The organism is Paenibacillus kribbensis (assembly GCF_002240415.1).
GTDB classification, from domain to species: Bacteria; Bacillota; Bacilli; order Paenibacillales; family Paenibacillaceae; genus Paenibacillus; species Paenibacillus kribbensis.
The window spans coordinates 1,537,769-1,563,232 of the sequence record NZ_CP020028.1; the positions used below are offsets into that span (position 1 = coordinate 1,537,769).

Here is a 25,464-nt window from a genome sequence, read left to right on the forward strand (position 1 = left end):
AACATGATAGGATATGATCAGATTCGAATAGATTCCCCCTACCCTATTCAGGTCTTAAAGGATGTTAGGATCGAGTGGAAGCCGGGTGAGCATGGGCGAATTACACTCATAGGCATATGCAAGGAGTCTAGTCATGTTACGGCTGCGCTGGATGCGACCTCAAAGGATCAGCTACATGTGTACGCGCAGAATGGACAAGAGGGAATCAGCTTGTTTAAGGGTGTCGTCCATACGGTGGAGGTTGAGAACCGCAATGGAGTATATGCACTTAAACTGGAGGGTATCAGCGCTTCGTTTGAACTGGATATCGTCAAAAGAAAGCGATCTTTTCCTGAGGAAAAACAAACATATAAGCAGTTAGTAAATAAGCTTATTCAAAGTTACGAGCGAAGCGATGTCTTATATCAGACCGGAGAGCAATCGGTAGGCGAAGCCATTTTGCAATATGATGAAACCGATTGGGAGCTTATGAAACGGATGGCGAGTCGTTTACACGCAGTAGTGGTCAGCGACATATGGGAGTCCGCAGCGCCAAAGCTGTATTTCGGCATGCCTGCTGGCACCCAGCGAACGATTCGGGAGGATACGTCATATACGGCAAGTAAAGATCTAAAGGGCTATCAACGGGCAGGCGCAACGTCAGCCGGGCTGCATGATACCGACTTTTTCAAATACGAGATCGAAAGCGGAGAACGGTATGCTCTAGGAGACGAGGTGCAATTTCGTCAGAAAACGATGATTGTAACTGAATTGCGGAGCCGAATGGAAAAGGGGAATTTGGTATTCAGTTATGTGCTGGCCCGCGCGGAGGGGATACGCAGCGATTTCATCCCCAATCCCAAAATGATCGGGATTTCACTGGAAGGAGAGGTTCTCGCGGTACGGGGAGAGGAAGTAAAGCTACGGCTGGCGATTGATAAGGACGATGGGGTATCCGAGCCGCATTGGTACCCGTTCGCTCCCCCAACAGGAAGTGCGATGTATAGCATGCCGAAGGTGGGAACACAGGCGATCCTGTATTTTCCGGATGCGTCCGGCTCCAGAGCGATGATTTTGAGTGCGGTTCGTACGAATGGAGACGGTTGTGCCAAAACGAGTAATCCCAATGACCGATATTTTGGTACGGAGCATGGAAGTGAGCTGAAAATGGCACCGGGTCGCATCCATATCATGGGTGATCCGGGGGGGACATTGCAGATGAGTCTGGATGATGCTACTGGGATTGAAATTACTAGTCCCAAAAAGCTAACGCTAGAAGCAGAGCAGGAAATCATTCTGAATACCCCGAAGAAAATCATTATTGATGGAACGAGCCAGGTCATGGCATACCAGACGGGAGGAACCACGGGACTCTCGGTAGAAAACGAATACCACGTACTGGGAGGAAACGTGTGGGCTGACGGAAGTGACCGAACTGCATATCCGCCGTTCGATGATGAACCGAAGGAGGGACAACCCCCTCCACCGCCGCCACCCCCTGAGCCGTTTAACTGGGGAAAGCTGGGGATGAATATATTGGGCGGTTTGGCGGTCGTGGCGGCCGTAGCTGTGGTAGCGGCCGTCACGGTAGCGACGCTTGGAGCGGGTACGGTGGTAATTGCGGCGGTAGCTGGAGGAGCGATGCTGGCGGGCGGTTTGGGCGTAGCGAGTTTGGCGGCATCAGATATCGCCCGAGGGGAAGTGAGCGACTTTAGTGACTATGCCCTGACCGGCTTGAAAGAAGCGGGGATCGGGGCCGTATCTGGAGCGATTTTTGGTCCACTCGGTGTAGGAGGAACGTTGCTGAGGAAAGCAGCGATCGGCGGAGTGACAAATGCGGCGGAAAATCTGGCGAGTCAGGTGCTCAGTGGTGAAAAGATCAATTGGGGCTCGGTAGCAAAGGACGCGGGATTGGGTTTTGTCACTGTAGGCGTACTGGATTCCAAAGTAGGTAAGGCCATCGGAGGATTTGCAGAAAAAGTAGGTAGCAAAGTTACACCGCAATGGATTAGCAAGGGCGTAGATGCAGTTGGAGTAGGCTTTGGCAAAGCTGTAAACAAGCTGGAGCAGGCCGGCAGCAAACTGGGGCAGAAATTTAATGAGCAACTGAGTAAGATGGCAGACGGCCTCAGCCACGGGAAGTTGGCAACAGCTAACGGAGCCCCAGTTCCATCAGTTCCGCACGTTAATAAGATGGACAGCGGACCACTTCCACAGACGGATGTGCAGAAGAATTACAACAAAGTCATGAAGGAAATGGAAGAGGAAGCAGCGAAGAAGGTTGATGGGACTGGTGATGCTAGCAGACAAAAGCTAATTGAGGATTCTAGAGATTTTGCTAGAGAGCAGTTAGACAAGCATGTTCAGTTCCTTAAGGATGGTGGAATAAAAAAACCTTTAGATGAAAATGGATTTGGTGGCGGAAAATATAAACCGGACGTAATAAGTGCTGCAGTAGACATAACGACGGTAGGTGGTAAAAAAACTAAAATAACATTTGGCTATAATGGTGCTAGGGAAGGACAATTCAATCCAAGTGTAACGGAACTGCATCCTGACTTAACTAAGATAGCACAAGAAACAAGGAAGAAAGCCAAAAACGCCCCCAATAATCCGTACAAGGACGATGAAAGTTTCGAACTATGGCATGTTGAAAATTGTGCTGAAATCCAGGCGGTCAATCAGCTTTTATGGTCAGGTTCAAAAATAGAAGATATACTAATAAGTACGGTTAACGGTAAAGGGAAATACAAACCACCATGTAGAAACTGTCAGAAGACATTTTTCGATTTCATTAATGATTTTCATGAATAGTATTTTTGAATAAATAGGAGGCTGCTTATGCGGAACTTATCAGATGAAACGAGAGAAATACTGCTACAAGCAGGATGGAATCCAAATAATAAGGTTGATTTAACCGAGACAGTAAAATTTTTAGAGGCAATGGGGTATCAAGTATTCAATCCAGTTATTGAAGCATTAAGTCTATTTGGTGGAGTTGAATATAAATTTAAGCATCCGGATGGAAGTTTGGAAACCTTTCATTTTAGTCCTGAAGAAGCTGTTGGGGATTACTATGAAAAAGAAGACTTTGAGGAATTTGAAGCGCGAGTGAAAGAACCGCTTGTTGTAGTTGGAGAGGCATACCGTGGAAACTTAATAATGTTTATCTCGAAATCAGGGAAGGTTTTTGGAAAAAACGGGTATTCATTATTTAAGTTCGGAGATAACATTTTGGAGGCACTAGACACTCTTTGCTTATTTAGAAAACCGGAAGAAATAGAATGATAAAGTTCAGTCATTTATGAAAGACTTTGGCAACACGAGAGAAGGCAATCCGGTGCTCGATGAGCCACTTAACCTTGTGTTTATAACGTAATCCAATTTTTTTCGAATTGAGATGTACGCACAAAAAAGCTGAAAAAAGTATACCCTATTTAATGCAATAGCGTTACGTTATACAGGTCATATGGTCAGATACTACCATGATTGGCCTGTTTTTTGTTATGTTCGCTTTGTTGCAGTTTTTTCAAATAAAACTGAACAATATACATACAAGAGTGGGCCGGTAGCAAACTGGGTCAGAAATTTAATGAGCAACTGAGTAAGATGGCAGACGGCCTCAGCCAGGGGGAAGTTGGCAACAGCTAACGGAGCCCCAGTTCCATCAGTTCCGTACGTTAATAAGGATGGACAGCGGACCACTTCCACAGACGGATGTTCAGAAGAATTACAACGAGGTCATGAAGGAACTGGAAGAGAGCGCGGCGAAAAAGGTTGATGGGCTAGTAGGAAATAAAAATATAGAAGAAGCTAAACAAGCTGCAAGAGAACAAAAGGGAAAAGAGAGTTTCGAAAAGTGGAGAGTTGAAAACTGCGCAGAAATACAGGCAGTTAATCAAGCACTAAAAAATGGAGCTGACATAGAAGATATTCTGCTCAATACAATTTCATTCGAGACTGGTAAGTTTAAGAAAATGTGTAAAAATTGTAAAGAAACATTCAAGGACTTTATGGTTGATAAATGGTAATTTAAATGATAAATAAACTGAGTGAGGTTAACATATGACTTTTTCACAAAGAACTATTGATATTTTAAAGGATGCTGGTTGGTATCCTGAAAGAAAAGTAGAGATCAGCTCAACAATAAGCTTTTTAGAAAAAAAAGGTTTTGAAGTATTTGATCTTGCTAAAGAGGCATTTGAGCATTTCGGAGGACTAGAGTATTCAGTGCCTAGTGACGAATCAGATGATTTTCAGATAGGCCCTGAATTTTTAAGGGAAGGGATCGAACGGAAGCACTATAGCAGGTATGAAACAATAATTGGAGAAAAGCTAGTTGTAATCGGATTGGCATATGACGATAATGCAACTATGTTTATGTCTAAGACAGGGAAAGTATACGGCATCATGGACGAGTATTATATTTGGAAATTTGGCAATAATATATATGAAGCTATAAATAATTTATGTGAGAGTAAAGAGTTAAAGGTAATTAGTGAGGAATGAAGTTATTTAGCAGCCCTCAATGATTCAATGAAATGGAAATAATATTATATATAAACTTATATGACTTATTCCACTCGAAATATGAGTAAGAATAAGTCTTTTTTTCTTTCAGACAAACCAAAAAGGAGGAGACAATGGGACAGCAAATTATCCAACAGAGAAAGAGTGAGATAGTGTTCAAATACAAGCAGAGAATGGGACTTTATAGAGTACAGGCAAAGACGGTGACACATGCTGACCGTAGGCAGAGGCATTGTGATTTAATGAACCCAATATTCAACTCATAGCACACTTAACTCATGTAATGTTACATCATGCTTACAGGGGGCGTCGAGAGATACGAATACAATGCTGATGGTCTGGTGACCGATATGATCTATAGCGATGGAACCCGCGAGTCCTACATGTACGATGAGTATCAAAATAAATCCGGTCATACAGACACCAGGGGCCATACCACACAGTGGGAATATGATAGCTTATGTAACCTGCTGGAAGGAATACGTTCAGACGGAACCCGCATACATCGCCTTGATCCTACTCTCCCGATGGTATGTAAATAACATACATGGAGATGTCCTGCATCTGACCGACCGTAAGGGCGGAATTCAGAACAGCTACGCACGGGAATACGCTGTCGATAATGGAGCAGATCGAAAACTGCTTACGCTATGCGGGAGAGGAGTGGGATAGTGTAACGCAGCAGTATTATCTGCGGGCGCGTTTCTATAAGAAACCCTTGCCCCTCGTATCAGATGAATTTCAACGAGTTAGCAAGGGAACAATGGGAACCGCTATTCGAAGAACTATGTGGGGTATTGCTTGGGCAGCAGAAACCACAAGTTCAAGAGCAACCGTTACAAATTGCAGTAACAAATGGCAGTAATAAATACAGTATACGATAGCTTCCCTGCTGAACACGACAACAAAAATTAGGGTTGTGCAGATTTTGGAAAATATCGTATATTGCGCAACAATAACAAACGGCATATCAAGCCATCTGAAACTTTTTTGCCGCTGGGCTTAAAAAAATCAGGGAATTTGATATATATCCATCAGACGAGAAGGAAAGCATAGACAGGCTGGCGTCCCGTTACGGGCAGCATAAGCAGCTAACGCTTGAACTGAGGTTGCAGACAGGGTTTCAACACGCATCGGACTTGATGGGTAAAAGGAAGGATGACATGCACTACAAAGCTAAGGATATCTACATAGGTATTGACCTTCACAAGAAGACCCATACGGCAGTTGTGGTCAATTGCTAGTATGAGAAATTAGGTAAGGTTACGTTTGAAAATAAGCCATCGGCATTCCCTGAATTGATTTCATTTGTAAAACAGTTCAGAAAACGTGGCATTACGCCGATCTATGGATTAGAAGACGTGGCGGCTATGGTCGTTCGCTGGCTGTTTATTTGCTGGAGCAGAAGCAACAGACAGGTGAAAGAGGTCAACTCTGCCTGATCGTATGCCGAGCGCAAGAGCTATCCGACCACGCAAAAGAGCGATAGCTGGGAGGCGGAGTTGTGTAGTCAGAATCCTGCTGAACAAACTGGATATTGCTGCCCGACGCAAACCCACAGGACGTGTACTGGAAGATTGGTCAACTGGTGACGAGGAGGAATGAAAAGGTGCTCCTACAACATGGGGAGAAGCCATTAATTTAAAGATTGGTAAACAAGGTGCAACTTATAAAATAAGTATCCTAACGGGTCAAATATTACTGGATGGGATGGTAACTAAGCATGGGAATTAAATTACTAGATACTTCTCAATTACCAATGGATTTTAAATATCCTAATGACTTTCAAAAGGTAGTTAGACTTAATTTAGTGGACTTTAATTTATGGTATATAATGAATGAAGATCAGGTTCTTCAAAGATTAAAGGGATTACAAATGAGATATACAAATAGATTGTTAATCCCCTTTGCCCGTAGGGATGATAACGATGACATTGCTTGTTTTGAAATAGGAAAGAGTGAAGAAGTGCAGATTATCCATGACTTTGCATCCTCTGGTCATGAACAACGTAAGTCATACTCTACATTCTGGCATTGGTTTAAAGATGCAATAGATGAAATGATTGAGTTTGAATAACAAATTCTAAATCTCAAGAGAGGATTAACTTCTCTCCCCCTTTGATTCTTATCATAGGACAGCGAGGCATTTAGTTGAGCAAATTTTAACTGTGGGGCTTCAACCGATGGGGAGACAGTATGTTCATTTGTCAGTTGATATTGATACTGCGAATTTAGTTGGAAAACGTAAAGACTCAAACCCTGTATTGCTAAAGATAAAGACTGAGAAGGCTTCGAATGAAGGGGTAAAGTTTTACCAAGGAAATAATGCAGTATGGTTGGCGAATTATATTTCATCTAATTTCATTTCTGTAGATTAATATCAACTTAGTTGTTTGAGCCTTGATTAGCTTCGTGCCTTCAAGGTTTTCTTTTTTTGAGGGGGCGGGTGACGAATGAACCCATCATTCAACCAATAACCCATATAACCCATATAACCCATATAACCCATGTAATACTGCTGTGGAAATTTTTCAGTTTGTTTGTGCGCACAAAAGAAGCTTGAATTTTTGCGTGCAGAAAAACAAAGGGGGTGAAGACATAGGGACATCAGATACTGGTGAATAGCTCCTTAACCCTCAAAACAAGCAGGAAATTTGTATGGAAGATTTTTCGATATTTATCTTATTTTAATATAAATCGACCCTATGTAAGCCTATACATTCTTTTAAATAAAAAAGATGACATATGTCTAAAAACAGGAAAAAAGTCACTGGGACTATAGTCGCTTGTTTGGTGGATTATGTATTCCCTAATCTACTGAAATTCGACATTTTTTATGATAGATGTATGTATTCGAGATTAATACCAAAGTCAACAAGGTTGTCATATCAAGGAATATGCCCTTTTTAGGAATTCATAAGCGGGAAACTTCAAGGGACAAGTAGCAACCATTGCGCAATTGTACTTGTCCTTCATAAGCCTTTCTTATCGCTCAACCATATATTGTAAAAACAGTTCGATTAGATTAGAGAATTTGCATGCATATGTATAAAAATGAGTATTAGGTCTTAGGAATTCCCTTTACTACTGTAAATTGACAAAATATGAAGCAGTAGATAATATGATTTGGGTACAGGGGGATTTTGGAATTTATAAAAGGGGTAATGCGTTTTGAACAAGAGACTAGATAACAGAGATAACGACAAAGGTAACGACAAAATGAAATGGAGCCAAACGATTTTGGCAGTGCTGGTAGCGCTTAGTCTGGTATTATTCAGTGGAGGTAGCGCGTGGGCTTCATCCAATGAACAATTAACATGGATAGAAGGCGGCAGAAAGGTAGACTTGGGAAATGTGGCTGAGGTTGATTTGGACACTTCGCTTCTTTTCCTAGATGCGGCTAACACAGCGAAAGCAAGTCGAATGAATCACGACAAGCCATCTGGCAATGAAATTGGAAGTATATTTCCTAAGGATGAAAATCAAAATTGGGAAGTTGTTTTTGAATACTATGAGCTTGGGCACATCAAGGATGATGAAAAAGAAGACATCGATGCGGATGCCATTTTGGAAAGCTATAAAAAAGGTACGGAAGAAAGCAACAAGGAAAAAGCGGAAAGTGATCGCCTTTATGTAACGGGCTGGGATGTGGAGCCCTTCTATAATGAAGGTACTCATAATCTAACCTGGTCCATGCTGGCAGAGGATGGAAACAAGGAGAAACTGATCAACTATAATGTTCGTTTGCTTACCCGTCAGGGTTATATTTCTGCAATATTAGTGTCCGATCCTGCGCATTTGGATGCGGACAAGAAATTTTTGAGTGAGAAAATATTGCCTAAGCTGACAGTCAAATCAGGCGAGCGATACGAGGATTTTAATGCTTCAACGGACAAAATTTCCGAATATGGCCTGACCGGACTGATTTTGGGAGGAGCGGGCTTGGCTGTAGCCAAAAAAGCAGGATTGTTGGCCTTGCTATTTGCTTTTTTTAAGGGCGCGGGAGTTAAGGTTATCGTACTTATTGGTGCTGCTTGTGCGGGTGTTTTTGGTGTGATAGGCAAGTTTTTTGCCAAATTATTTCGCAGAAAAAAATCAGGAGCGGTGCAGGATGAAACGAACGACCGCGAGCATTCAGAGACATTACCGTAACCCCAAGCTGACATGATCAAATAAATGAATAAATAAACAGATAGAGAGGGGAATATGTATGTCAGTTAACAGCGTAATGGAGACACAAATTTATAAATTGGATGATAAACGCTTTGCTATTCTTCATTCCTATGCCATTCTAACCAATCTGGTTCAAGCTCAGGCAGAAGCAATTGCTGCACAGCTTTCGGAAGGGACAATGACCGCAGAGGAAATGGAGCAGCATGAGAACTGTATTCCCTTAGATGCAATAGAGAGTGTACAAACGAATTTGACTAAATTTGATGATACGTTGCTTCTCACCTATACCAAAGGAGGGAGTTCCAAATCTGAAAAGGTGAAAATGGAATTTGCCAGTGACGAAAAGGATAAATTTGTCCAGCACATGTATAGCTACATGAAGCAGGATTACTCTTATGAGCAATATACAAATACCGCTTGGGCATCTATGAAACCATCGTTTGTTTTTTTCCTGTACACGTTACTTATCGGGGGCTTTCTCTCCTGGCTGGCGTATTATATGGAGACGGCTGAAGAGTATTCGCTCAGGGTGCCCGTCATCCTGTACCCGGTTGTAGAGCTAATTTCACATACCGGAACTATTCCGGTGGCTATCTTTATGGGGGTAATTGCATTAATCTCCTTAATGATGGTCGTAAGAAGAGCCGTCAAACCAAGCACCAGACTGGTTATTGAGCGCAAATCTCAATCACAGGTTGCCTGAGAAGTACACAGGCTATACACAGTTTATCAGAATAAATTTACCTGAACAGGTGATCATGGTGGCAATAGCCCCCGTGAATCATCTGTTTTTAGGTTGTTTTACTTGCTACAATAAATATATTGTAACAGCCGTATCCTTTGGGGATGCGATTCCGTCTACCTTAACGAAACACCTGAACACAAATGGACGAAGCAAAGGGGGGCCCCAAACATGGCCTTTGTGATATCCGAACGGATGACAAATCAATCGTCCCCGCCTAAGGGAAATGTATTATTGCAAAACGTGCTGCCTGTGCTCTATCGCTACTGTCTTTCGTTGACAGGATCGGTATGGGATGCCGAGGATCTGGTACAGACGACCATCTTGCATATGCTGCAATCTGAGAAGAACCTGCATGAGGTGGAAAATGAAGAGGCTTATTTGATCCGTTCCGCGCGGAATAGATGGATTGATCATATTCGCAGGCAAAACGCCCAAAAGCGTCTATCTGCCCCTGACGAAAAAGAGTTCTCCCGGCGGCATGAGGAGCCTTCCCGGTACTGTAATGAAGAGTACACACCAGATCTGGAGCTGGCGCTTCAATATTTAAGCACACATGTGTCACCATGGCAGCGAACCATCCTGGTGCTCAGGGATGTATGGGGCTTTACGGGACCGGAGACAGCAGAGCTGCTGGATACGACGGAAGGTGCGGTAAAAGCGGCTTTAAGTCGCGCACGCGCTTTGCTCGCTCAGCGGCACAGGGAGGGATATAAGCTGGAATCTGTATCCATACCTGTGCTTGAAGGAGAAAGAGAATGGCTTAAAGCTTATTTGGCCGCCTTTCGCATTGGAGACGTGCAGCGCTGGATTACGCTTAGCTTGAACGATGCTACTGAACCGATAGCGATTGCCGGTTCTGTGCTGTACCAGCGCTTTTATCCTTCTGGCACTCTCATAAATTCCCATACGTCTCATGACATCAAGGCTATGATGGTCGCTTAACAAGAAGGGAGTTTATGCCAATGAGCACCATTCCTTATGTAATTGAGCAAACGAGCCGAGGAGAGCGAAGCTATGATATTTACTCCCGGTTATTAAAGGATCGCATTATTATGGTATCAGGTGAGATTGAGGACCATATGGCCAATGTCATTGTAGCTCAGCTGTTGCACCTCACTGCCGAGGATTCCGAAAAGGACATTCAGATGTATATAAATAGTCCGGGCGGGTCCATTTCGGCAGGGTTTGCCATTTACGATACGATGCAATTTGTGAAAAATGATATATCTACCATATGCACAGGGATGGCAGCGAGCTTTGGTACGATTTTGCTGACCGGAGGCACAAAAGGCAAGCGAATGGCATTGCCCAATAGTGAGATAATGATCCACCAACCGCTGGGTGGGGCGAAGGGGCAAGCTTCGGATGTGTTGATTTATGCCGAGCGTCTGATCAAAAGCCGACAACAGCTCAACCGCATTTTGGCAGATCACACCGGGCAACCGCTGGAGCGGGTGGAAAAAGACACGGAAAGAGATCACTTCCTTACGGCTGAAGAAGCGGTAGCATACGGCTTGGTTGATCGGATTGTTACACGTATCTGACTGTTTTTAAAAATTTCATATGATCCCTCGCTAATTCTGCAAAAGTTCAAACTTTGTTCATTGCAATTGCTGTGCAATAGGATTATAATTTCAGACGGATTCAAGGGGCTTATCCCGGAATTCATGGGAATGATCCCATCTGAGCTTGCATACGGCATGCTCAAATAAGAATTAAGCGAGGGATTTACAATGAAAACCTGCTGCACCATCCAAGTTGACGAAGACAGTTTAGTTATTGATTTGCCGGAAGAAGGAACCACGCTAGAGTCCCTGCTCGGTGATATTGAGAGCTGTGGAGGCAGTGAAGAACCTTGGCTGCAACTCATGGATAAGGTAATGGGCAACTCATCTGAGACTGTACTGACTGATCAAGCGACGGATGGCGGCGATATGAAGAAAGATCAGACGACCCAAGGACCTCAGGCAGCCGCCCAGAGGTAATAAGGAGATCAATCACATACATGATGATGTACAAGACTGCTGTACCGAGCCAAAGTCCTCGGGAGGCAGTCTTTTTTTAGGTTAAATAAGTTGGAAGCGTCTTCTTGTACGTTAGCTAAAATTCGTCAAATTTCGCGGTTATTGAATGGGTCTTTTTTCCTAAAATTGTGACTTTTAGTTCATTTTCTACCATAAAGTCGAAATGTAACATGGAACTAACTATAATAGTAGTATCATCCATATACAGGTAGATGACATCGAATTTGGACCTGATCCTCTTGTTATATGAAGGGAGGAGTGGAAAGGCAGAGAACAACGTACTGATAACACTTTATTAAAAGAGGAAGGAATGTGTAAATGATGAAAAGGCAAAGGCAATGGATCCTGCCAAGGATCGCAAAAAAAGTTGCGGTGATGCTAACTGCGGTATTGATGTTAACGTTAACAAACGGATTCAACTGGAACACGCAAACGGCTGAGGCTGCTGGAACGACTCCTGTGGAGCGTTATGGACAACTTTCAGTGAAGAACGGAAAATTGGTAGATAAAAGTGGAAAGCCTGTGCAGCTCAAAGGGATTAGCTCTCATGGGGTGCAATGGTTTGGGGACCTGATAAACGAAGATTCGATGAAATGGTTGCGGGACGATTGGGGCATTTCCTTGTTCCGGGTTGCGTTGTACACTGAAGAAGACGGTTATATTTCAGATCCTTCATTAAAAAATAAAGTGAAGGAAGCGATTGAGGCAGCAGAGAAACTGGGCTTGTACGTCATTATTGACTGGCATATTCTTTCGGATGGCGATCCGAACATTCATAAAGAAGAGGCTAAGGCTTTCTTTGATGAATTTGCCACTCAGTATGGCCATTTGCCCAACGTAATCTATGAGGTTGCCAATGAGCCGAATGGTAATAATGTGAAGTGGAACAGCCAAATCCGGCCTTATGCATCGGAGGTATCCCAGGTCATTCGTGCCAAGGACCCGGACAATGTTATTATTGCAGGAACAGGCACATGGAGTCAGGATGTACATGATGCAGCAGACAATCCATTGCCAGACAAGAATACCATGTATACCGTACATTTCTATGCAGGAACACATGGACAATATTTACGGGATCGGATCGATTATGCGCTGAATAAAGGCGTGGGCGTATTTGTTACCGAATGGGGGACAAGCGACGCTTCGGGTGACGGTGGTCCGTTCCTGAACGAAGCCAAGGTATGGACCGATTTTATGGCCAGCCGTGGAATCAGTTGGGCAAACTGGTCGCTAGCCGACAAAGAGGAGACCTCTGCTGCGCTACTGCCTGACGCTGACCGTAAGGGCGGATGGCCTGACTCACAATTGTCAGCTTCCGGGAAATTCGTAAAACAGGCGATTTTGGAAGCCTCCAATAACGGTGGAAACACACCGGGCAGTGATAACCAGGGGATTGTGCTGCAATATCGTACTAGCGATCAGAACGCTAAGGATAATGCCATTCGGTCTGAATTTAATATCAAAAATACAGGTACAACCGCTGTGAAGCTGAGTGATCTGAAAATTCGCTACTATTACACTGATGAAAGCAAACAAGCCCAGCAATTTTTTGTAGATTGGGCCAGGCTAGGCAATGAAAAGGTAAAGGGGACCATTGTAACCTTGCCAAACTCGAAGGCCAAGGCTGATAAATATGTGGAAATTTCTTTCACCGATGGAGCAGGAAGTATTCAGCCTGGGGAGGAAAGTGGAGATATCAAATCTCGAATTCATGCTGCGAATTGGAGCAATTTTGATGAGACCAACGATTATTCGTATGGAGCTAACCAAACTGTATTTGCAGACTGGGACCATGCCACTGTATATCAGCAGGATAAGCTGGTATGGGGCATAGAGCCCTAAAATCTGACTGTAGGTTTAGTTAGCTCGGAACGAGTAAAGAATATGGGACTTTTGGGTGCGATCTTTTCAAGATTTGGAGTATAGCATATGCGCCTTTGGTATATGGGTAATGGAACTTTAGGAGGGAGTCCATGACACTTTAGTTTCAGTGCATATACTACTAAAGTACCATACCCCATTCGACTTTCGCGGTATTTCAAGTACTCCTTGGGTACTTTATCAACTGCTCCCATAGTACAGAGGATTTGGTCCCATTGGACCGTTCCTTAACGACAAGTCCCCGCTGTTGCCATTACAGGCAGGCGGGGGCTTGTTAATGTTTCGGAAGCTCTGTGTCCGTTCAATTATGTTTATGCTAAATTAAAAGCTTTGGCCAGCAGACGATAGGACTGAACACGTTTATCAAAGTCATGAATGGAGGAGACGACCAGCAGCTCATCGGTACGATACTGCTCAGCCAGTCTTAGCAGCTGTTCCTTACATTGCTCAGGTGTCCCTACAACACGCCATGCTGCGGACTGACGCAGCCGCTCGCGGTCAAGCTCCGTGTATGGGTAGGACATTGCCGTTTTCACTGACGGGAGAGAGCTCATTTCTTTGCCTTGCATGAGTAAAAGGAAGTATAAGCTGGCACTGGACGCCAACTGCTCGGCTTCCTCTTCAGTTTCCGCACAGGCTACAGTAACTGCCGCCATGGAGCGGGGCTTATCCCCCAGGATGGAAGACTGAAATTGCTCGTGGTAACGTGCGGTAGCTTCCACGCCGCCCAGAGTGCCGAAAAATTGGGCAAAGGCATAGGAAGCACCCATCATCGCGGCCAATCTGGCACTCTCCCCGCTGGAGCCAAGCAGCCACATCTCGGGAACGGTCGGGATCATCGGGGAGGCATGAAGCCCGGCAAAACGATGATTGTCAGGCACGGAATCATGGAAATAGTCGATTAAATCGAGAATCTGCTGCGGATATTGTTCGACAGATTGATACTTGCCCTCCTGCAGCGCACGAGTAGCCAGCGGCAAACCACCAGGAGCACGTCCTATTCCCAGGTCGATGCGCCCTGGATGGAGCGCCTCCAGCAGCCGGAAATTTTCGGCGACTTTATACGCGCTGTAGTGAGGCAGCATAATACCGCCTGAACCAACACGAATACGTGATGTATGAGCAGCCAAATGCGCAATCAGGACCTCGGGACTGGAGTGCGCTAGTGTTTTGGACGCATGATGCTCGGATACCCAATAACGGCTGTATCCCAATTGATCAGCTTCACGCGCTAAATCTGTTGTATTGGATAATGCATCATAAGCAGTACCGCCTTCAGGAATATGAGACTGGTCCAGTATACCCAGTTTAAGCATATGCAATCACCTCTTACACAACTGTATCAGACACAACTCATTAGGTCAAAACTTAGAATGGGAAGGTTGGAGTTTGAGACCCTTTTCGTTATAATGAAGATTGTGCAGGATGAGAGAACATCCTTGCTTTTGGAGAGGGGAACGAATTTGTGTTAAGAACACCTTTGGGGCGTGTCCGACTCATGCTCTGGCTTCAAGCTATAGCGTATTTGGCGATACTTTTCACCCACCAGCCGCTGCAAGCTGCCGGCTTGAACCAGGCGGTTATGGTGATTGGTAATATATATCGGGTGAGCTTTCTGCTCCTTCTCGTCGCTTTGATCTATGGCAAAACAGCGTTGCATTGGCCCATCCGGCGGCCTCTATTTATTATGTTTGCATCTTTTATTCCGTTTGGTCTGATGATTATGGATTTTGTGTGGGTGCGAAAATGGACAGGGGATTCAGCAGCCAAACAGCAAGCTGCATCGTAACATTTGAAGGTGTATCCGGTGAGTAGTGTCTGGACCTTGCCTGCAAAGTGTGGGGCTGCCTTCGTAGAACTAAAAAGAGCATTACGCATTGGGACTGGCTGGACCGGTCCCGTTTGAGGCGTAGTGCTCTTTTTTATATCAGAAAATTAATTTAGTGCTAATGCTTTAACTAAAAATTCAGCTGACTTGCGTCTTTGGAAACCTTCAACCCAATGTCCGGTAAATGGATAAATCTCAATCGTTTTTGATGATTCAATGCGGTTATAAGCGGCGAAAATGGTCTCTGGCATACATACAGTATCTTTAAATCCTACCGACATCATCACCGGAATGCGAATACGATGAGCAAGATTCATGACGTCAAAATAACTCAATGTATGTAGTACCTGCTCCAAATGCTCAGGGAATCGGTTGGCGAATTCAGCAGCTTCCGTCAGCGAACTGGTGGAATTCATCATGCCAAAATCCATATGGCACATATTAGGAATGTCAGCCACCGTAATAGCAGCTTTATCACTGAGCGCCGCCATCATTAATGAAATTCCGCCGCCCTGACTGGCGCCACTGATTGCAATTTTGGTTGAATCCACATCGAACTGCTCTGCCACCCAATCCACGGCTCGAAGGGCATCGGTCGTAATGGTTTTGTAATAGCAGGTATCTTTGTCCAATATCCCCTTTGTTATCCAGCCTTTCACTGTACCGTGAGGGTCATCCAGACGGTCTCCCGTTTCTCCCCCCTGGCCACGTACATCTACCGCCAATACAGCAAAGCCAAGCATTAACCAGGAGGAATAATCTTCAGGATAACCCTTTCCGCCTGTATAGCCATGAAACAGAACGATACACGGCAGCTTTTGATCTCTGGCAAATCGGGGCCGTACATACCAGGCATGCAGTGGCGTATCATCCATCCCCTCAAAGGTAACCCGATAGGCAAAAATATGGGGATATGGCGTGTCGACTGGTGTTTTGAAGGCGCATACAGGTTTAGCGCGAACTTCTTCCAACGTTTTGTCCCAGAATAAATCCAGATCCTTCGGGGAAGTAAGATCAGGTCGATACTGCTTTAATTCGGAAATTCTTTTTTCAATGACATTCATTATAAAAGTTCTCCTTCATAAAGAATGAGTTTTTCCGTAAGCTGTATCCGGTAAAGTGGACTCCTCCAGCTCTCTCAGCAGCTCAAATGCCTTTTCGTTGGTGCTTCCACACGTATCCTCATCAGCATGAAATCCACTACATACCGCTGGACGCTCAGGCTTGCCAAACAATTGACAACGATAATCCGAAGTGAGCTGAGGGCAAGGTACGCCAGCTGGTTTTCCATTCGGCATGCCGGGAATCGGGGATGAAATCGTAATAGCAATACAGCACGCGGCGCATCCGACTCGGCACTCCATTGGGTCACTCCTTATCATCTGTTATTTTTGTTACTGTTGCATGAAGTGACTTCAATGAAGCCATAATGTGAGGATGGCACAAAAAAAGCAGGATTACAAGGATAACTGTATTTTAGACACGCTTTTCACACAAGAGGAATAAATCGTCGAGGAGGTACGTAAGATGTTATCAAGCCCCTAAATCAGCGTGCTACCTAAAGGTAATATTAGCCAATTGTCCTCTTTGTGATCAAAAAGAGTTCAAATGGTTAATAATAGAACACAACGATAAAAACTTAAACGAGGTGACGTAAAATGAGTTGGTTATGGGCATTGATTGTTGGTGGTATTATTGGTTGGTTGGCAGGAATTATCGCAGGTCGAGATGTTCCGGGTGGTGTCATTGGCAATATCATCGCCGGTTTTATCGGTGGATGGTTGGGAAGCTTGGTTCTGGGGAACTGGGGTCCTGTAATCGGATCGTTCTACATCGTTCCTGCATTAATTGGTGCGATCGTGCTGGTTGTTATTGTAAGCCTGATCTTCCGTTCTGTGGGGCGGAGCAGAGGCTAATTTTACAAGTCATGAATAGACCGTCCTCCATGAGGCACAAAGATAAAATGAAAGAAGCTGTTTCTTCAAGGTTCGCAAATGAGCCTGTGGGAGCAGCTTCTTTCATTTTGCAAAAAGAGTGTCCGTTTCCTATTGAAAGCGTCTGATGTGGGGAACAAATAGAACGCCTAGTACGATACACATGCCGATCGCTGCAAATAGGCCAATCGTGAAGATGCCACCAAGTTTGTCCGCCACGGCACCTACTGCCAGATAGCCTATAGGCAGTAGGGCAAAGGAAAACATCAGATCCAGACTGGCTACACGGCCAAAGGATTCGGCGGGCACCAATTCCTGAAGGCTGGTCTCCCAGATTATCGCAAATATCATAATGCCAAAGCCTTCGAGCATCATACTCATAATCAATCCGGGCATCCAGGTGACGACAGACAACAGGAGCAAAGCAAGGCCGCTGACCAAAGCGCCCAGGTAAGCGAGCAGACCGCGATGCTTCCAATGCTTGCGTGACCCATACACAAAGGCCCCCACCATGGCGCCTACGCCGCTGCTTGCCATGGCGACACCGTACACAACGGGACTATAGCTATGATGAACCTTGAACAGCCACGGAACGAGTACAGCAATAATGCCTGAATAACAAATATTAATGAAGGAAAAGGCCAGAATCGTAATCCACAGCCAGGGATGGCTTTTGAGAATGGTAAAGCCTGCTATAAAATCCTTGACAAAATGCTGTCCACCTTGATCCTGTTGCTCTGGATCTGCTGCCTGCCGCTTACCGATGATTGAGGTCAAATGAGCGCTCAGCATCCAAAAGCAGGCAAAAGAGATCAGATAGGTGACAGAATCCAGTCCAAAGCCGACGCCTGGCGAGGAAAAGGATACAATGAAGCCTCCCAATGGTGGGCCAAGCAGACGGACGGCTTGTATACTGATCTGACTGAGCGCGTTAGCCGCATTGCGAATGTCCGGTGTGAACACCTGTGCCCGCAAGGCAGAATAAGCCGGGTTAAAGATGCCGTCCATCAATCCGTATAACGCAAGGCCAATGAACAGAAACGGCATTTTCATTCCGCCGGTAAACATCAGTACTGCTGCAACAGACATTAGCCCGAATCGGGCGATATTTGTAAACAGAAGGAGACGGATTCGATCAATTCTGTCGACGATCATCCCGGCGAAGGGCAGAATAAGTACGTTAGGCAGCATATAGACAGTCATTGCCAATCCCATGATTGTAGTGGAGCCTGTCAGAGAATAGATGACCAGTGGCAAAATAACGGTCGTGACCGAGCTTCCCAGCATAGCAATCCAATGTCCAAGCCACAGCAGGGTGAATGCTTTGGATTGCTTTACAGGTGAAGTGAAGGTAGCCCAGGCTGAGTGGCTTCCTTCGGATGAAGTAGAGGATAAGGGTGAATTAGGGGTATCCATATTCGTATGTATTCCTTTCAATCAGAGTTGAGGTAAATATTACTAAACTCCATATTGAAGCCTATTATACGAAACCACAAGCGTAGAGGTACAGAGAAAGTTGCTGCGATAGCTGTGAAAATGAATAGCCTGCCTATGAATGAGTCAACCTAGAATAACTTTAGGCTGCAAATGAGATATAGCTTACCTTTTGCATAGGGATTATTGGATAAAAGCATTGACGTGTCAAAATGAATGATGTACTATTCAATAGCCAGCCCCGTGCTAGGTTATCAAGAACAAGGAAAAGAGTGTGGTTAACATGAGAAAATTTAACTTTTTGCCGATTGTACTTATCGTGATGGCTTTGCTGATTTCGGCCTGCGGTAACAATGATAAAGGCGCTAATACGAATAATGCTGCGACCGGAGATACCGGATCTAACAATGGAAAAGCAGATACAACCGCTACGGCTACGCTTGAATCTGTAAAAGCGAGCGGCAAGCTGAGAATCGGCACAGAAGGAACCTATGCTCCGTTTACCTACCATGATGCTGCTGGCAAACTGACAGGCTTCGACGTTGATATTGCGACTGAAGTGAGTAAACGTCTGGGTGTACAACCGGAGTTTATCGAGACACAATGGGACGGGATCTTCGCTGGATTGAACTCCAAGCGGTTCGATACGGTGTTCAATGAAGTGTCCATTACGGATGAGCGCAAGCAAAAATACGAATTCTCCGATCCGTACATTGTCTCCAAGGCAGTTCTGATCGTGAGTGAAGATAATACGGACATCAAAAAATTTGCTGATCTAAAAGGTAAAAAGGCCGCGCAATCCCTGACCAGCAACCTGACTCAAATCGCGAAAAGCAACGGTGCGGAAATTGTAGCAACCGAAGGATTCAACCAAGCCATTGACCTTCTGACATCCAAACGGGTGGATGCGACCGTCAATGACGGATTATCCTATCTTGATTTGAAAAAGCAAAAGCCTGACGCTCCTATCAAAAAGGTGGATGAGTCTGCAGACGCTTCACATAGCGCAGCTGTCTTCAATAAAGGCAGCGAAGATTTGATCAAGGCAGTAAACAAAGCGCTGGCTGACATGAAGGCTGACGGTACGTACCTGAAAATTTCCGAGAAATATTTTGGAGCCGACGTATCTAAATAATAACGAATGTTCCAAATAACAATGAATGATCGAAGATTCGATGAGTCGAACCGGATTTTCACAAACCTATCTTTTTAAAGGATGTCTGTATAATGGATGAACGCCAGATACAAATCATTATGGATTCATTATGGCCTCTGCTAAAAGCAGGGGTTTCTTTTACAATTCCGCTCACACTGATCTCCTTTGCTTTGGGACTCGTGTTGGCGCTGATTACAGCGTTGGCCCGGCTGTCCAAATGGAGAATACTCAAGCTGATCTTCGGCTTCTATGTATGGGTGATTCGGGGAACTCCTTTGCTGGTGCAATTGTACATTATTTTCTACGGTTTGCCTTCCGTTGGTATTACACTGGACCCGTTTATTGCTTCAGTGATCGGCTTTACGCTCAGCGTGGGGGCCTATAGCTCTGAAATTATACGTGCCGCTATTATTTCCATTCAGGAAGGCCAATGGGAGGCAGGATACTCTCTGGGGATGACACGCTGGCAAGTGCTGCGGCGTATTGTGCTTCCGCAAGCATCCCGTGTATCTGTACCTCCGCTCGCTAATTCATTTATCAGCTTGGTGAAGGATACTTCATTGGCTGCGACCATCACCTATGTCGAAATGTTCAGAACGGCTAACCAGATTGTAGCCACCACGTATGAACCGTTATTGGTATATACCGAGGCGGGGGTTATTTATCTGCTGTTTAGCACCATTTTGACAGTGCTGCAAAATTATTTGGAAAAGCGACTGAGCCGTTTTTCCGTTAGATAAAGGAGATTGTACCGGTGATCCAAATTCGGAATATACACAAATCGTTCGGCTCGCTGGAAGTGCTAAAGGGTGTTAACGTGACGTTGGATAAAGGGAAGGTGCTCGTGATCATCGGCCCGTCCGGCTCTGGAAAAACAACGCTTCTGCGCTGTTTGAATTTACTGGAGGTTCCTGATCAGGGGGAGATCCAGCTCGGAGATATTGCACTGAATTTTGCCACAGGAACGAAGCTCCGGCAAGAAAGCATTTTGGCGCTGCGCAAGCGGACAGGTATGGTGTTTCAATCCTACAACCTGTTCCCGCATATGACAGCCGTGCAGAATGTGATGGAGGGTCAAGTCACGGTTCAGAAAAAGAACAAGGACGAGGCGCGCAAACGTGCATTGGAGCTGCTTCAAAAGGTGGGACTCGCAGATAAAGCGGAATCCTATCCGCATCAGTTGTCGGGAGGACAACAGCAACGGGTTGGTATTGCCCGGGCAATGGCGGTCGAACCGGAGGTGCTGTTGTTCGATGAGCCTACCTCTGCTCTTGATCCCGAATTGGTAGGCGAGGTGCTCAAGGTCATGAAGCAGCTGGCTGCTGAAGGGATGACGATGGTCATTGTCACGCATGAAATGAAATTCGCAGCCGAGGTTGCGGACCATGTTATTTTAATGGATCAGGGTGTGATCGTTGAGCAGGGGACGCCACATGACGTTTTGGAGCACCCTACCAGTCCACGGGCTATTCAGTTTTTGAATCGTCTGAGCGGGGAAGCAGAATAATAAAAAGGCAGCTACCAGTACTGAACATAAAGTTCCGTACGGGTAGCTGCCTTTTATTCATTAGAGATCTGTTTTTACTTCAACTTTAATGCAAGCAAAAAGGTAATAAAAAGAATACAACAACCGGCTATAAATGGAATGAACATATTTACATCGAATAAGAATCCCGCCAGAGCAGGCCCCACAATATTACCGATACTCATATAGGCATTATTCATACCAGCTACATAGCCTTGTTTACTCCCTGCCATCTTGGATAATTGTGTATTCAGGGCTGGGCGAAGCATTGCGGTGGCAAAGAAAATACTGGAGGTTACAAGGAAGATAGTCCAAAAATCCTTAACAAAAAGAAATACAAAATAGGCAAATGCGGTGAAAAGAAGAGATCCTTTGATGACCCGTTGTTCGCCAAATCTATTCATTATTCTTGCATACCGACTCCGATCACAGCGCCTGCGGTCAGAATGATTGAAATCTGTTGCGGTGAGAACTGAAAGCGGTTTGTTACATATAAACCAAGAACAGATTCAAAGTTAGCAAGTCCGAAGGTTGGCTTAAGGTCACCCTTTCGATACTTTACTGCTTATGAGCGTAACATATGGTTCTATTTACAGTCAATGATTGGAAAATATCAGAAAAATCCAACTCGCCCTTCGGCCGTATTTTTTAACCAATCCTGCTTGCGGCTCTTATCCAGCTCGCCCCGCATGTCTTTAATAATCAGCTCGATATCTGCTTTTCCATGCTCGTGCCATTCCAGCGCAGCGCTGACATACAGCTCTCCAAGCTGAGCCAGCGAAAAGCCATCGGTCAACGCCGCTGCCTTCTGAGTACCTGCTTCTCCAGCAAAAACAAGGAAGTTGCGCAGCTTGAGATACGCTAATCGCAGTGCTTCGTCAGGCAAGCTGATTTCGTAGGCCCGGTCGAAACGACCTGCCCGATTCATCAGACCGGGATCAATTTTTTCAGGATAATTGGTCGTTCCGATCAGGAAGATGCCTTCCTTGGAGGTAGCCCCGTCAAGGGTATTCAGGAAAAAGGAGCGGACCTCTTGCGGCATGGAATCAATATCCTCTATGACCAGCACCATTGGAGCCAGACGGGTAGCCGCCTCGAACACCTCTTTGACCGACTCACTGGTTGTGTACTCGGTAATCTGCCAGTAGGCGGCTGGCCCCGGTACACTGCTTGCAATTGATTTTACAAGCGTCGTTTTGCCGTTGCCTGGATGGCCGTACAGCAGTATACCGCGTTTGTAAGGAATGTTATAAGTCTGATAGAAGGTACGATCTGCTTCAAAAAACTGATCAAGTGAACGGAAAATATCCCGCTTGATTTCGGCCTTCAATATAACGTCTTCCCGCGTAATTGCCCGGGTAATCGGCTCTGCCTGCCGGGAAAGTCCACGGCTTGTATCGGTAAAAACGGTGACCCGCTTCATATTTTGCTTGCGTTCACGGCCTCGTACTCCCGCGAGGAAGCTTTGCAGCTCCTGATCGCCTATGGCAAATACGTAATCTTCATTATATACGCCATTCTCACGGAAGAAGGGAACCCGCGCCAGCGCGATGCCCCACTTGGGATAGGCGAACACATTATTACGCATCGACAGATGCACTCCGTATTCTGGAGTTGGTCCGTCATCGTCATATTGAATGGTGCGCTCCTCCAAACGATCAAAGACCCGCGCCACATGCTCCAGTTCCGGACTGCCTGAACGAATATCCTCCTCCAGCAAGTCCCAATACTCAATATTGGGGTCATCACTGGCATACAGCTCGTATTTTACGCCATAGCGATCATGCAGTGCTTCACTGATGCCGTCGATCAGACGGGCATATGCAGCATATCCAGTAATCCGCCCATCTGTATGCTCATCAAATTGGTAAATAGCAGGGATGTCTATACTCAACTTATTTGGCTCCTTTCAGGGCGGCCAGCGGCTTGCATTTGGCTACAACGGCTGCGAGTCCTGCCCCGGTGACACTTTCAATAATATCATCTACGTTTTTGTAGGCTTGGGGAGATTCGTCGAGAATGCTCTCCAGCGATGCCTGATTAACCACAATCTCGTCGTCTGTCCCTACACCGAGTGCTCCGGCAAAATCATCCACACTGACGAGCCGCTTGGTCGCAGAGCGTGAACGAATACGGCCCGCTCCATGGCAAATGGAGTAGAAGTTATCCTGACCCCCTGGCAAACCGACCATAATATAAGAGGCTGTACCCATAGAGCCTGGAATCAGGGCCGGGTGCCCGGTTGCCTGATAGGGTCGCGGATTGTCGGGATGACCTGCCGGGAGCGCGCGTGTAGCACCTTTACGATGTACGAACACGCTGCCGTGCTCCGGATGAGATTCCTTCCAAGCATAATTGTGCATCAGATCGTACAAGGTACGCAACTCGCACTTTGTACCAAAAACATCGCGGAAGGCTTCACGTACGGAATAGGCGATCAGATGCCGATTCACCACGGCATAGTTCAGCGCAGAATACATCATATCAACATAATGTACAGCTTCGGGATGATCCAGCGGCGCGAATACCAGTCTCGGGTCGGAGGTGCCGAGTCCGAGACGACCCATCGCCTTGGCAATGGCAGACGAACTGGTCTGGCTGACCGCTCCGCCCCAAGCACGTGACCCGGAATGGATCATCACGGCCACCTGACCGTCAAACATGCCCCAGGCTTCGGCTGTTTTGCGGTTTTCTTCCGCAATTTCAATCGCCTGAATCTCGACGAAATGATTGCCGCCGCCCAGTGTGCCAAGCTGACGGTGAGCCCGATGCCATGTGCGATCTTCGACGAGATTCAGTACCTCTTCGTCAAATGAGAACTTGCTGTGCTCCACATGAGTGAGCGAGGTTGATTTTTTAGGCGTATAGCTGTCTGGAATATATTTATTGGGCAAGCCATGCAGCCCTTTGCGTACAATATGCTCCAGCCGAATATCCGAATAATGCCCGCGCTGATGGGCTTCCATCGGCAAGTATTTGTCGATAGCCTTGACCAGCTTACGGCGCAGCTTGGTTTCTTTTAGGGCATCCTTGTGCAGATTGGTCAGGTGTACACGCATGCCGCAGCCAATATCGCTGCCGACGATGGAGGGAGATACATAGCCGTCCTCCATTCCCCATACAGCAGTCGTACCGATGCAGGTTCCGACGCCTACATGTACGTCCGGTGTGTATCCCATATAGCGGATTCCGGGGATTTGCAGATTGTTATTAGCCATCTCGAACACTTTGTAATCGAACGAGGAGAAAAGCTGCGGAGAAGCATATACGGTCAAATCACCTGCCGGAAGCTTCATTAGATGGCTGTATGGTCCTTCATGAAAGGACGAGTTAGTTGTATGTGATGTACTCATATAATTGGGTAGTTCCCTTCTTCATGTAAATGGATAAAGTTTTGCACAAAATAATTTTGAAAAAACAAAAAAGCCGCAGACTTGTCGTCTACGGCTTCTTGCACCGAAAGTGTTATTACATTTTATGATCCGTACATCATAAATACGTAAAATAACCTGTTCTTCCAATCGCACAAAAAATAATAAAGCCCGGTGAATCACGCCGTCAGACAGCGCGATTTCACCCATCATGTCGCCCGAACGGGGCCGATGAGACGAAAATTCAAATATGTGGTTGTATCCTGCTGTCTATCTGTCATTATCATGTCAAGCACAGTCATGTCTGTCGGCCCCCTTTTCTTAAAGTTAATTGTTATGTTAATGGAAACCTGTGGAAGCTGTCAACCCTGATAAGGTAGAAACATAGAAAGATATGACTATATTCATAGTGAAGTGTGAGTAACATCATAGTTCAATTGGCCCAAAGCTGTTATTGTACTGAATATTCAAATATTCAGATATTGTAGGTCGTTTACAGGACAACTTTATGAGGGGATGGAGCAAGCATGGAAGGAGATCTCCAGAAGTTTAAGGCCGACTTTTTCAAAGCATTGGCTCACCCTCTGCGCATCCGTATTTTGGAGGTGCTGAGTGAAGGAGAGCGGAATGTGAACGAGTTGCAGACTGCTCTCGGTTCCGAAGGTTCTGCCGTATCGCAGCAATTGGCCGTTTTACGGGCCAAAAATTTGGTAAACAGCTTCAAGGAAGGCACAACGGTCGTGTACTCATTGCGTGACCCGCTTTTGACGGAGCTGCTTGCGGTGGCACGGCGGATTTTTGACAATCATTTGGTCGAGGCGATCTCGTTGCTGGAAGGTATACGCAACGAGAAGTAATGCTACTACAGAAAAGAAGGGTTA

26 protein-coding genes are annotated in these 25,464 nt (G+C 45.6%); 19 read left to right on the forward strand and 7 right to left on the reverse strand.

Going from position 1 to position 25,464, the window contains the following annotated elements; genetic code table 11:
* The first annotated feature begins 3 nt into the window (after nt 1–3).
* The 13 genes from B4V02_RS06870 to B4V02_RS06930 all read left to right on the forward strand — a co-directional run bounded on the left by B4V02_RS06870 (nt 4) and on the right by B4V02_RS06930 (nt 13,296).
* A complete protein-coding gene (locus B4V02_RS06870; RefSeq protein ID WP_244188468.1) occupies nt 4–2,793 on the forward strand; it encodes a hypothetical protein in 2,790 nt (929 codons plus the stop codon).
* Nucleotides 2,794–2,820: 27 nt separating this feature from the next.
* Nucleotides 2,821–3,267: an SUKH-3 domain-containing protein gene (locus tag B4V02_RS06875; protein ID WP_094154227.1), complete on the forward strand. Its 447-nt coding sequence runs from the start codon at nt 2,821–2,823 to the stop codon at nt 3,265–3,267.
* A 455-nt stretch (nt 3,268–3,722) separates the two neighbouring features.
* A complete protein-coding gene (locus B4V02_RS06880) occupies nt 3,723–4,010 on the forward strand; it encodes a hypothetical protein (RefSeq protein ID WP_157739718.1) in 288 nt (95 codons plus the stop codon).
* A gap of 34 nt (nt 4,011–4,044) precedes the next feature.
* Nucleotides 4,045–4,488 carry an SUKH-3 domain-containing protein gene (locus B4V02_RS06885; RefSeq protein WP_094154229.1) on the forward strand — a complete coding sequence of 148 codons (444 nt, stop codon included), beginning with the start codon at nt 4,045–4,047 and terminating at the stop codon, nt 4,486–4,488.
* 411 nt (nt 4,489–4,899) lie between these two features.
* Nucleotides 4,900–5,181 (forward strand): hypothetical protein, encoded by a 282-nt coding sequence (locus tag B4V02_RS26485; protein WP_244188469.1) that lies wholly within the window; start codon nt 4,900–4,902, stop codon nt 5,179–5,181.
* Nucleotides 5,182–6,232: 1,051 nt separating this feature from the next.
* Entirely contained in the window at nt 6,233–6,586 is a 354-nt protein-coding gene (locus B4V02_RS06895) for a hypothetical protein (RefSeq protein ID WP_094154231.1), read from the forward strand.
* 106 nt (nt 6,587–6,692) lie between these two features.
* Nucleotides 6,693–6,887 carry an RNA 2'-phosphotransferase gene (locus tag B4V02_RS06900; protein WP_244188470.1) on the forward strand — a complete coding sequence of 65 codons (195 nt, stop codon included), beginning with the start codon at nt 6,693–6,695 and terminating at the stop codon, nt 6,885–6,887.
* An 841-nt stretch (nt 6,888–7,728) separates the two neighbouring features.
* Nucleotides 7,729–8,661, forward strand: a complete 933-nt coding sequence (locus B4V02_RS06905; protein WP_094156958.1) for a DUF2167 domain-containing protein — start codon at nt 7,729–7,731, stop codon at nt 8,659–8,661.
* A 58-nt stretch (nt 8,662–8,719) separates the two neighbouring features.
* Complete coding sequence (locus B4V02_RS06910) at nt 8,720–9,385, forward strand: hypothetical protein (protein ID WP_094154233.1); 666 nt, start codon at nt 8,720–8,722, stop codon at nt 9,383–9,385.
* A gap of 210 nt (nt 9,386–9,595) precedes the next feature.
* Nucleotides 9,596–10,369, forward strand: a complete 774-nt coding sequence (locus B4V02_RS06915) for an RNA polymerase sigma factor (protein ID WP_094154234.1) — start codon at nt 9,596–9,598, stop codon at nt 10,367–10,369.
* Nucleotides 10,370–10,389: 20 nt separating this feature from the next.
* The gene (clpP, locus tag B4V02_RS06920) at nt 10,390–10,971 is read left to right on the forward strand and encodes an ATP-dependent Clp endopeptidase proteolytic subunit ClpP (RefSeq protein WP_007431550.1); all 582 of its coding nucleotides are present in this window, start codon (nt 10,390–10,392) and stop codon (nt 10,969–10,971) included.
* 189 nt (nt 10,972–11,160) lie between these two features.
* Nucleotides 11,161–11,412, forward strand: coding sequence for a hypothetical protein (locus B4V02_RS06925; protein WP_007431549.1), 252 nt, complete (start codon nt 11,161–11,163; stop codon nt 11,410–11,412).
* Nucleotides 11,413–11,769: 357 nt separating this feature from the next.
* A complete protein-coding gene (locus tag B4V02_RS06930) occupies nt 11,770–13,296 on the forward strand; it encodes a cellulase family glycosylhydrolase (protein WP_007431548.1) in 1,527 nt (508 codons plus the stop codon).
* A 350-nt stretch (nt 13,297–13,646) separates the two neighbouring features.
* Here the strand turns inward: B4V02_RS06930 and B4V02_RS06935 are convergent, their stop codons facing one another.
* Complete coding sequence (locus tag B4V02_RS06935) at nt 13,647–14,651, reverse strand: LLM class flavin-dependent oxidoreductase (protein WP_094154235.1); 1,005 nt, start codon at nt 14,649–14,651, stop codon at nt 13,647–13,649.
* Nucleotides 14,652–14,800: 149 nt separating this feature from the next.
* Here B4V02_RS06935 and B4V02_RS06940 point away from each other — a divergent pair, with 149 nt between their 5' ends.
* Nucleotides 14,801–15,124: a DUF3817 domain-containing protein gene (locus B4V02_RS06940; protein ID WP_094154236.1), complete on the forward strand. Its 324-nt coding sequence runs from the start codon at nt 14,801–14,803 to the stop codon at nt 15,122–15,124.
* A 146-nt stretch (nt 15,125–15,270) separates the two neighbouring features.
* On the opposite strand, the gene B4V02_RS06945 is transcribed toward B4V02_RS06940, so the two are convergent.
* Nucleotides 15,271–16,227, reverse strand: a complete 957-nt coding sequence (locus B4V02_RS06945) for an acetylxylan esterase (protein WP_094154237.1) — start codon at nt 16,225–16,227, stop codon at nt 15,271–15,273.
* A 15-nt stretch (nt 16,228–16,242) separates the two neighbouring features.
* The gene (locus B4V02_RS06950) at nt 16,243–16,527 is read right to left on the reverse strand and encodes a YkgJ family cysteine cluster protein (RefSeq protein WP_179033133.1); all 285 of its coding nucleotides are present in this window, start codon (nt 16,525–16,527) and stop codon (nt 16,243–16,245) included.
* 294 nt (nt 16,528–16,821) lie between these two features.
* Between B4V02_RS06950 and B4V02_RS06955 the strand changes: the two genes are divergently transcribed.
* Nucleotides 16,822–17,079 (forward strand): GlsB/YeaQ/YmgE family stress response membrane protein, encoded by a 258-nt coding sequence (locus B4V02_RS06955; protein ID WP_007431543.1) that lies wholly within the window; start codon nt 16,822–16,824, stop codon nt 17,077–17,079.
* 129 nt (nt 17,080–17,208) lie between these two features.
* Here B4V02_RS06955 and B4V02_RS06960 read toward each other — a convergent pair whose 3' ends face one another.
* Entirely contained in the window at nt 17,209–18,513 is a 1,305-nt protein-coding gene (locus tag B4V02_RS06960; RefSeq protein WP_094154238.1) for an MFS transporter, read from the reverse strand.
* A 301-nt stretch (nt 18,514–18,814) separates the two neighbouring features.
* Between B4V02_RS06960 and B4V02_RS06965 the strand changes: the two genes are divergently transcribed.
* The 3 genes from B4V02_RS06965 (at nt 18,815) to B4V02_RS06975 (ending at nt 21,194) form a co-directional block, all read left to right on the forward strand.
* Nucleotides 18,815–19,666: an amino acid ABC transporter substrate-binding protein gene (locus B4V02_RS06965; protein WP_094154239.1), complete on the forward strand. Its 852-nt coding sequence runs from the start codon at nt 18,815–18,817 to the stop codon at nt 19,664–19,666.
* A 92-nt stretch (nt 19,667–19,758) separates the two neighbouring features.
* Nucleotides 19,759–20,427 (forward strand): amino acid ABC transporter permease, encoded by a 669-nt coding sequence (locus B4V02_RS06970; protein WP_007431540.1) that lies wholly within the window; start codon nt 19,759–19,761, stop codon nt 20,425–20,427.
* 14 nt (nt 20,428–20,441) lie between these two features.
* Nucleotides 20,442–21,194, forward strand: coding sequence for an amino acid ABC transporter ATP-binding protein (locus B4V02_RS06975; RefSeq protein WP_094154240.1), 753 nt, complete (start codon nt 20,442–20,444; stop codon nt 21,192–21,194).
* Between the two features lie 74 nt (nt 21,195–21,268).
* Here B4V02_RS06975 and B4V02_RS06980 read toward each other — a convergent pair whose 3' ends face one another.
* From B4V02_RS06980 to B4V02_RS06990, 3 genes are all read right to left on the reverse strand, one after another.
* The gene (locus tag B4V02_RS06980; protein WP_244188471.1) at nt 21,269–21,616 is read right to left on the reverse strand and encodes an MFS transporter; all 348 of its coding nucleotides are present in this window, start codon (nt 21,614–21,616) and stop codon (nt 21,269–21,271) included.
* Between the two features lie 209 nt (nt 21,617–21,825).
* Nucleotides 21,826–23,106: an AAA family ATPase gene (locus tag B4V02_RS06985; protein WP_094154241.1), complete on the reverse strand. Its 1,281-nt coding sequence runs from the start codon at nt 23,104–23,106 to the stop codon at nt 21,826–21,828.
* A 1-nt stretch (nt 23,107) separates the two neighbouring features.
* The gene (locus tag B4V02_RS06990; protein WP_094154242.1) at nt 23,108–24,565 is read right to left on the reverse strand and encodes an RtcB family protein; all 1,458 of its coding nucleotides are present in this window, start codon (nt 24,563–24,565) and stop codon (nt 23,108–23,110) included.
* A 545-nt stretch (nt 24,566–25,110) separates the two neighbouring features.
* On the opposite strand from B4V02_RS06990, the gene B4V02_RS06995 reads away from it, so the two are divergent.
* Nucleotides 25,111–25,440 carry an ArsR/SmtB family transcription factor gene (locus B4V02_RS06995; RefSeq protein WP_007431533.1) on the forward strand — a complete coding sequence of 110 codons (330 nt, stop codon included), beginning with the start codon at nt 25,111–25,113 and terminating at the stop codon, nt 25,438–25,440.
* Nucleotides 25,441–25,464: the final 24 nt, after the last annotated feature.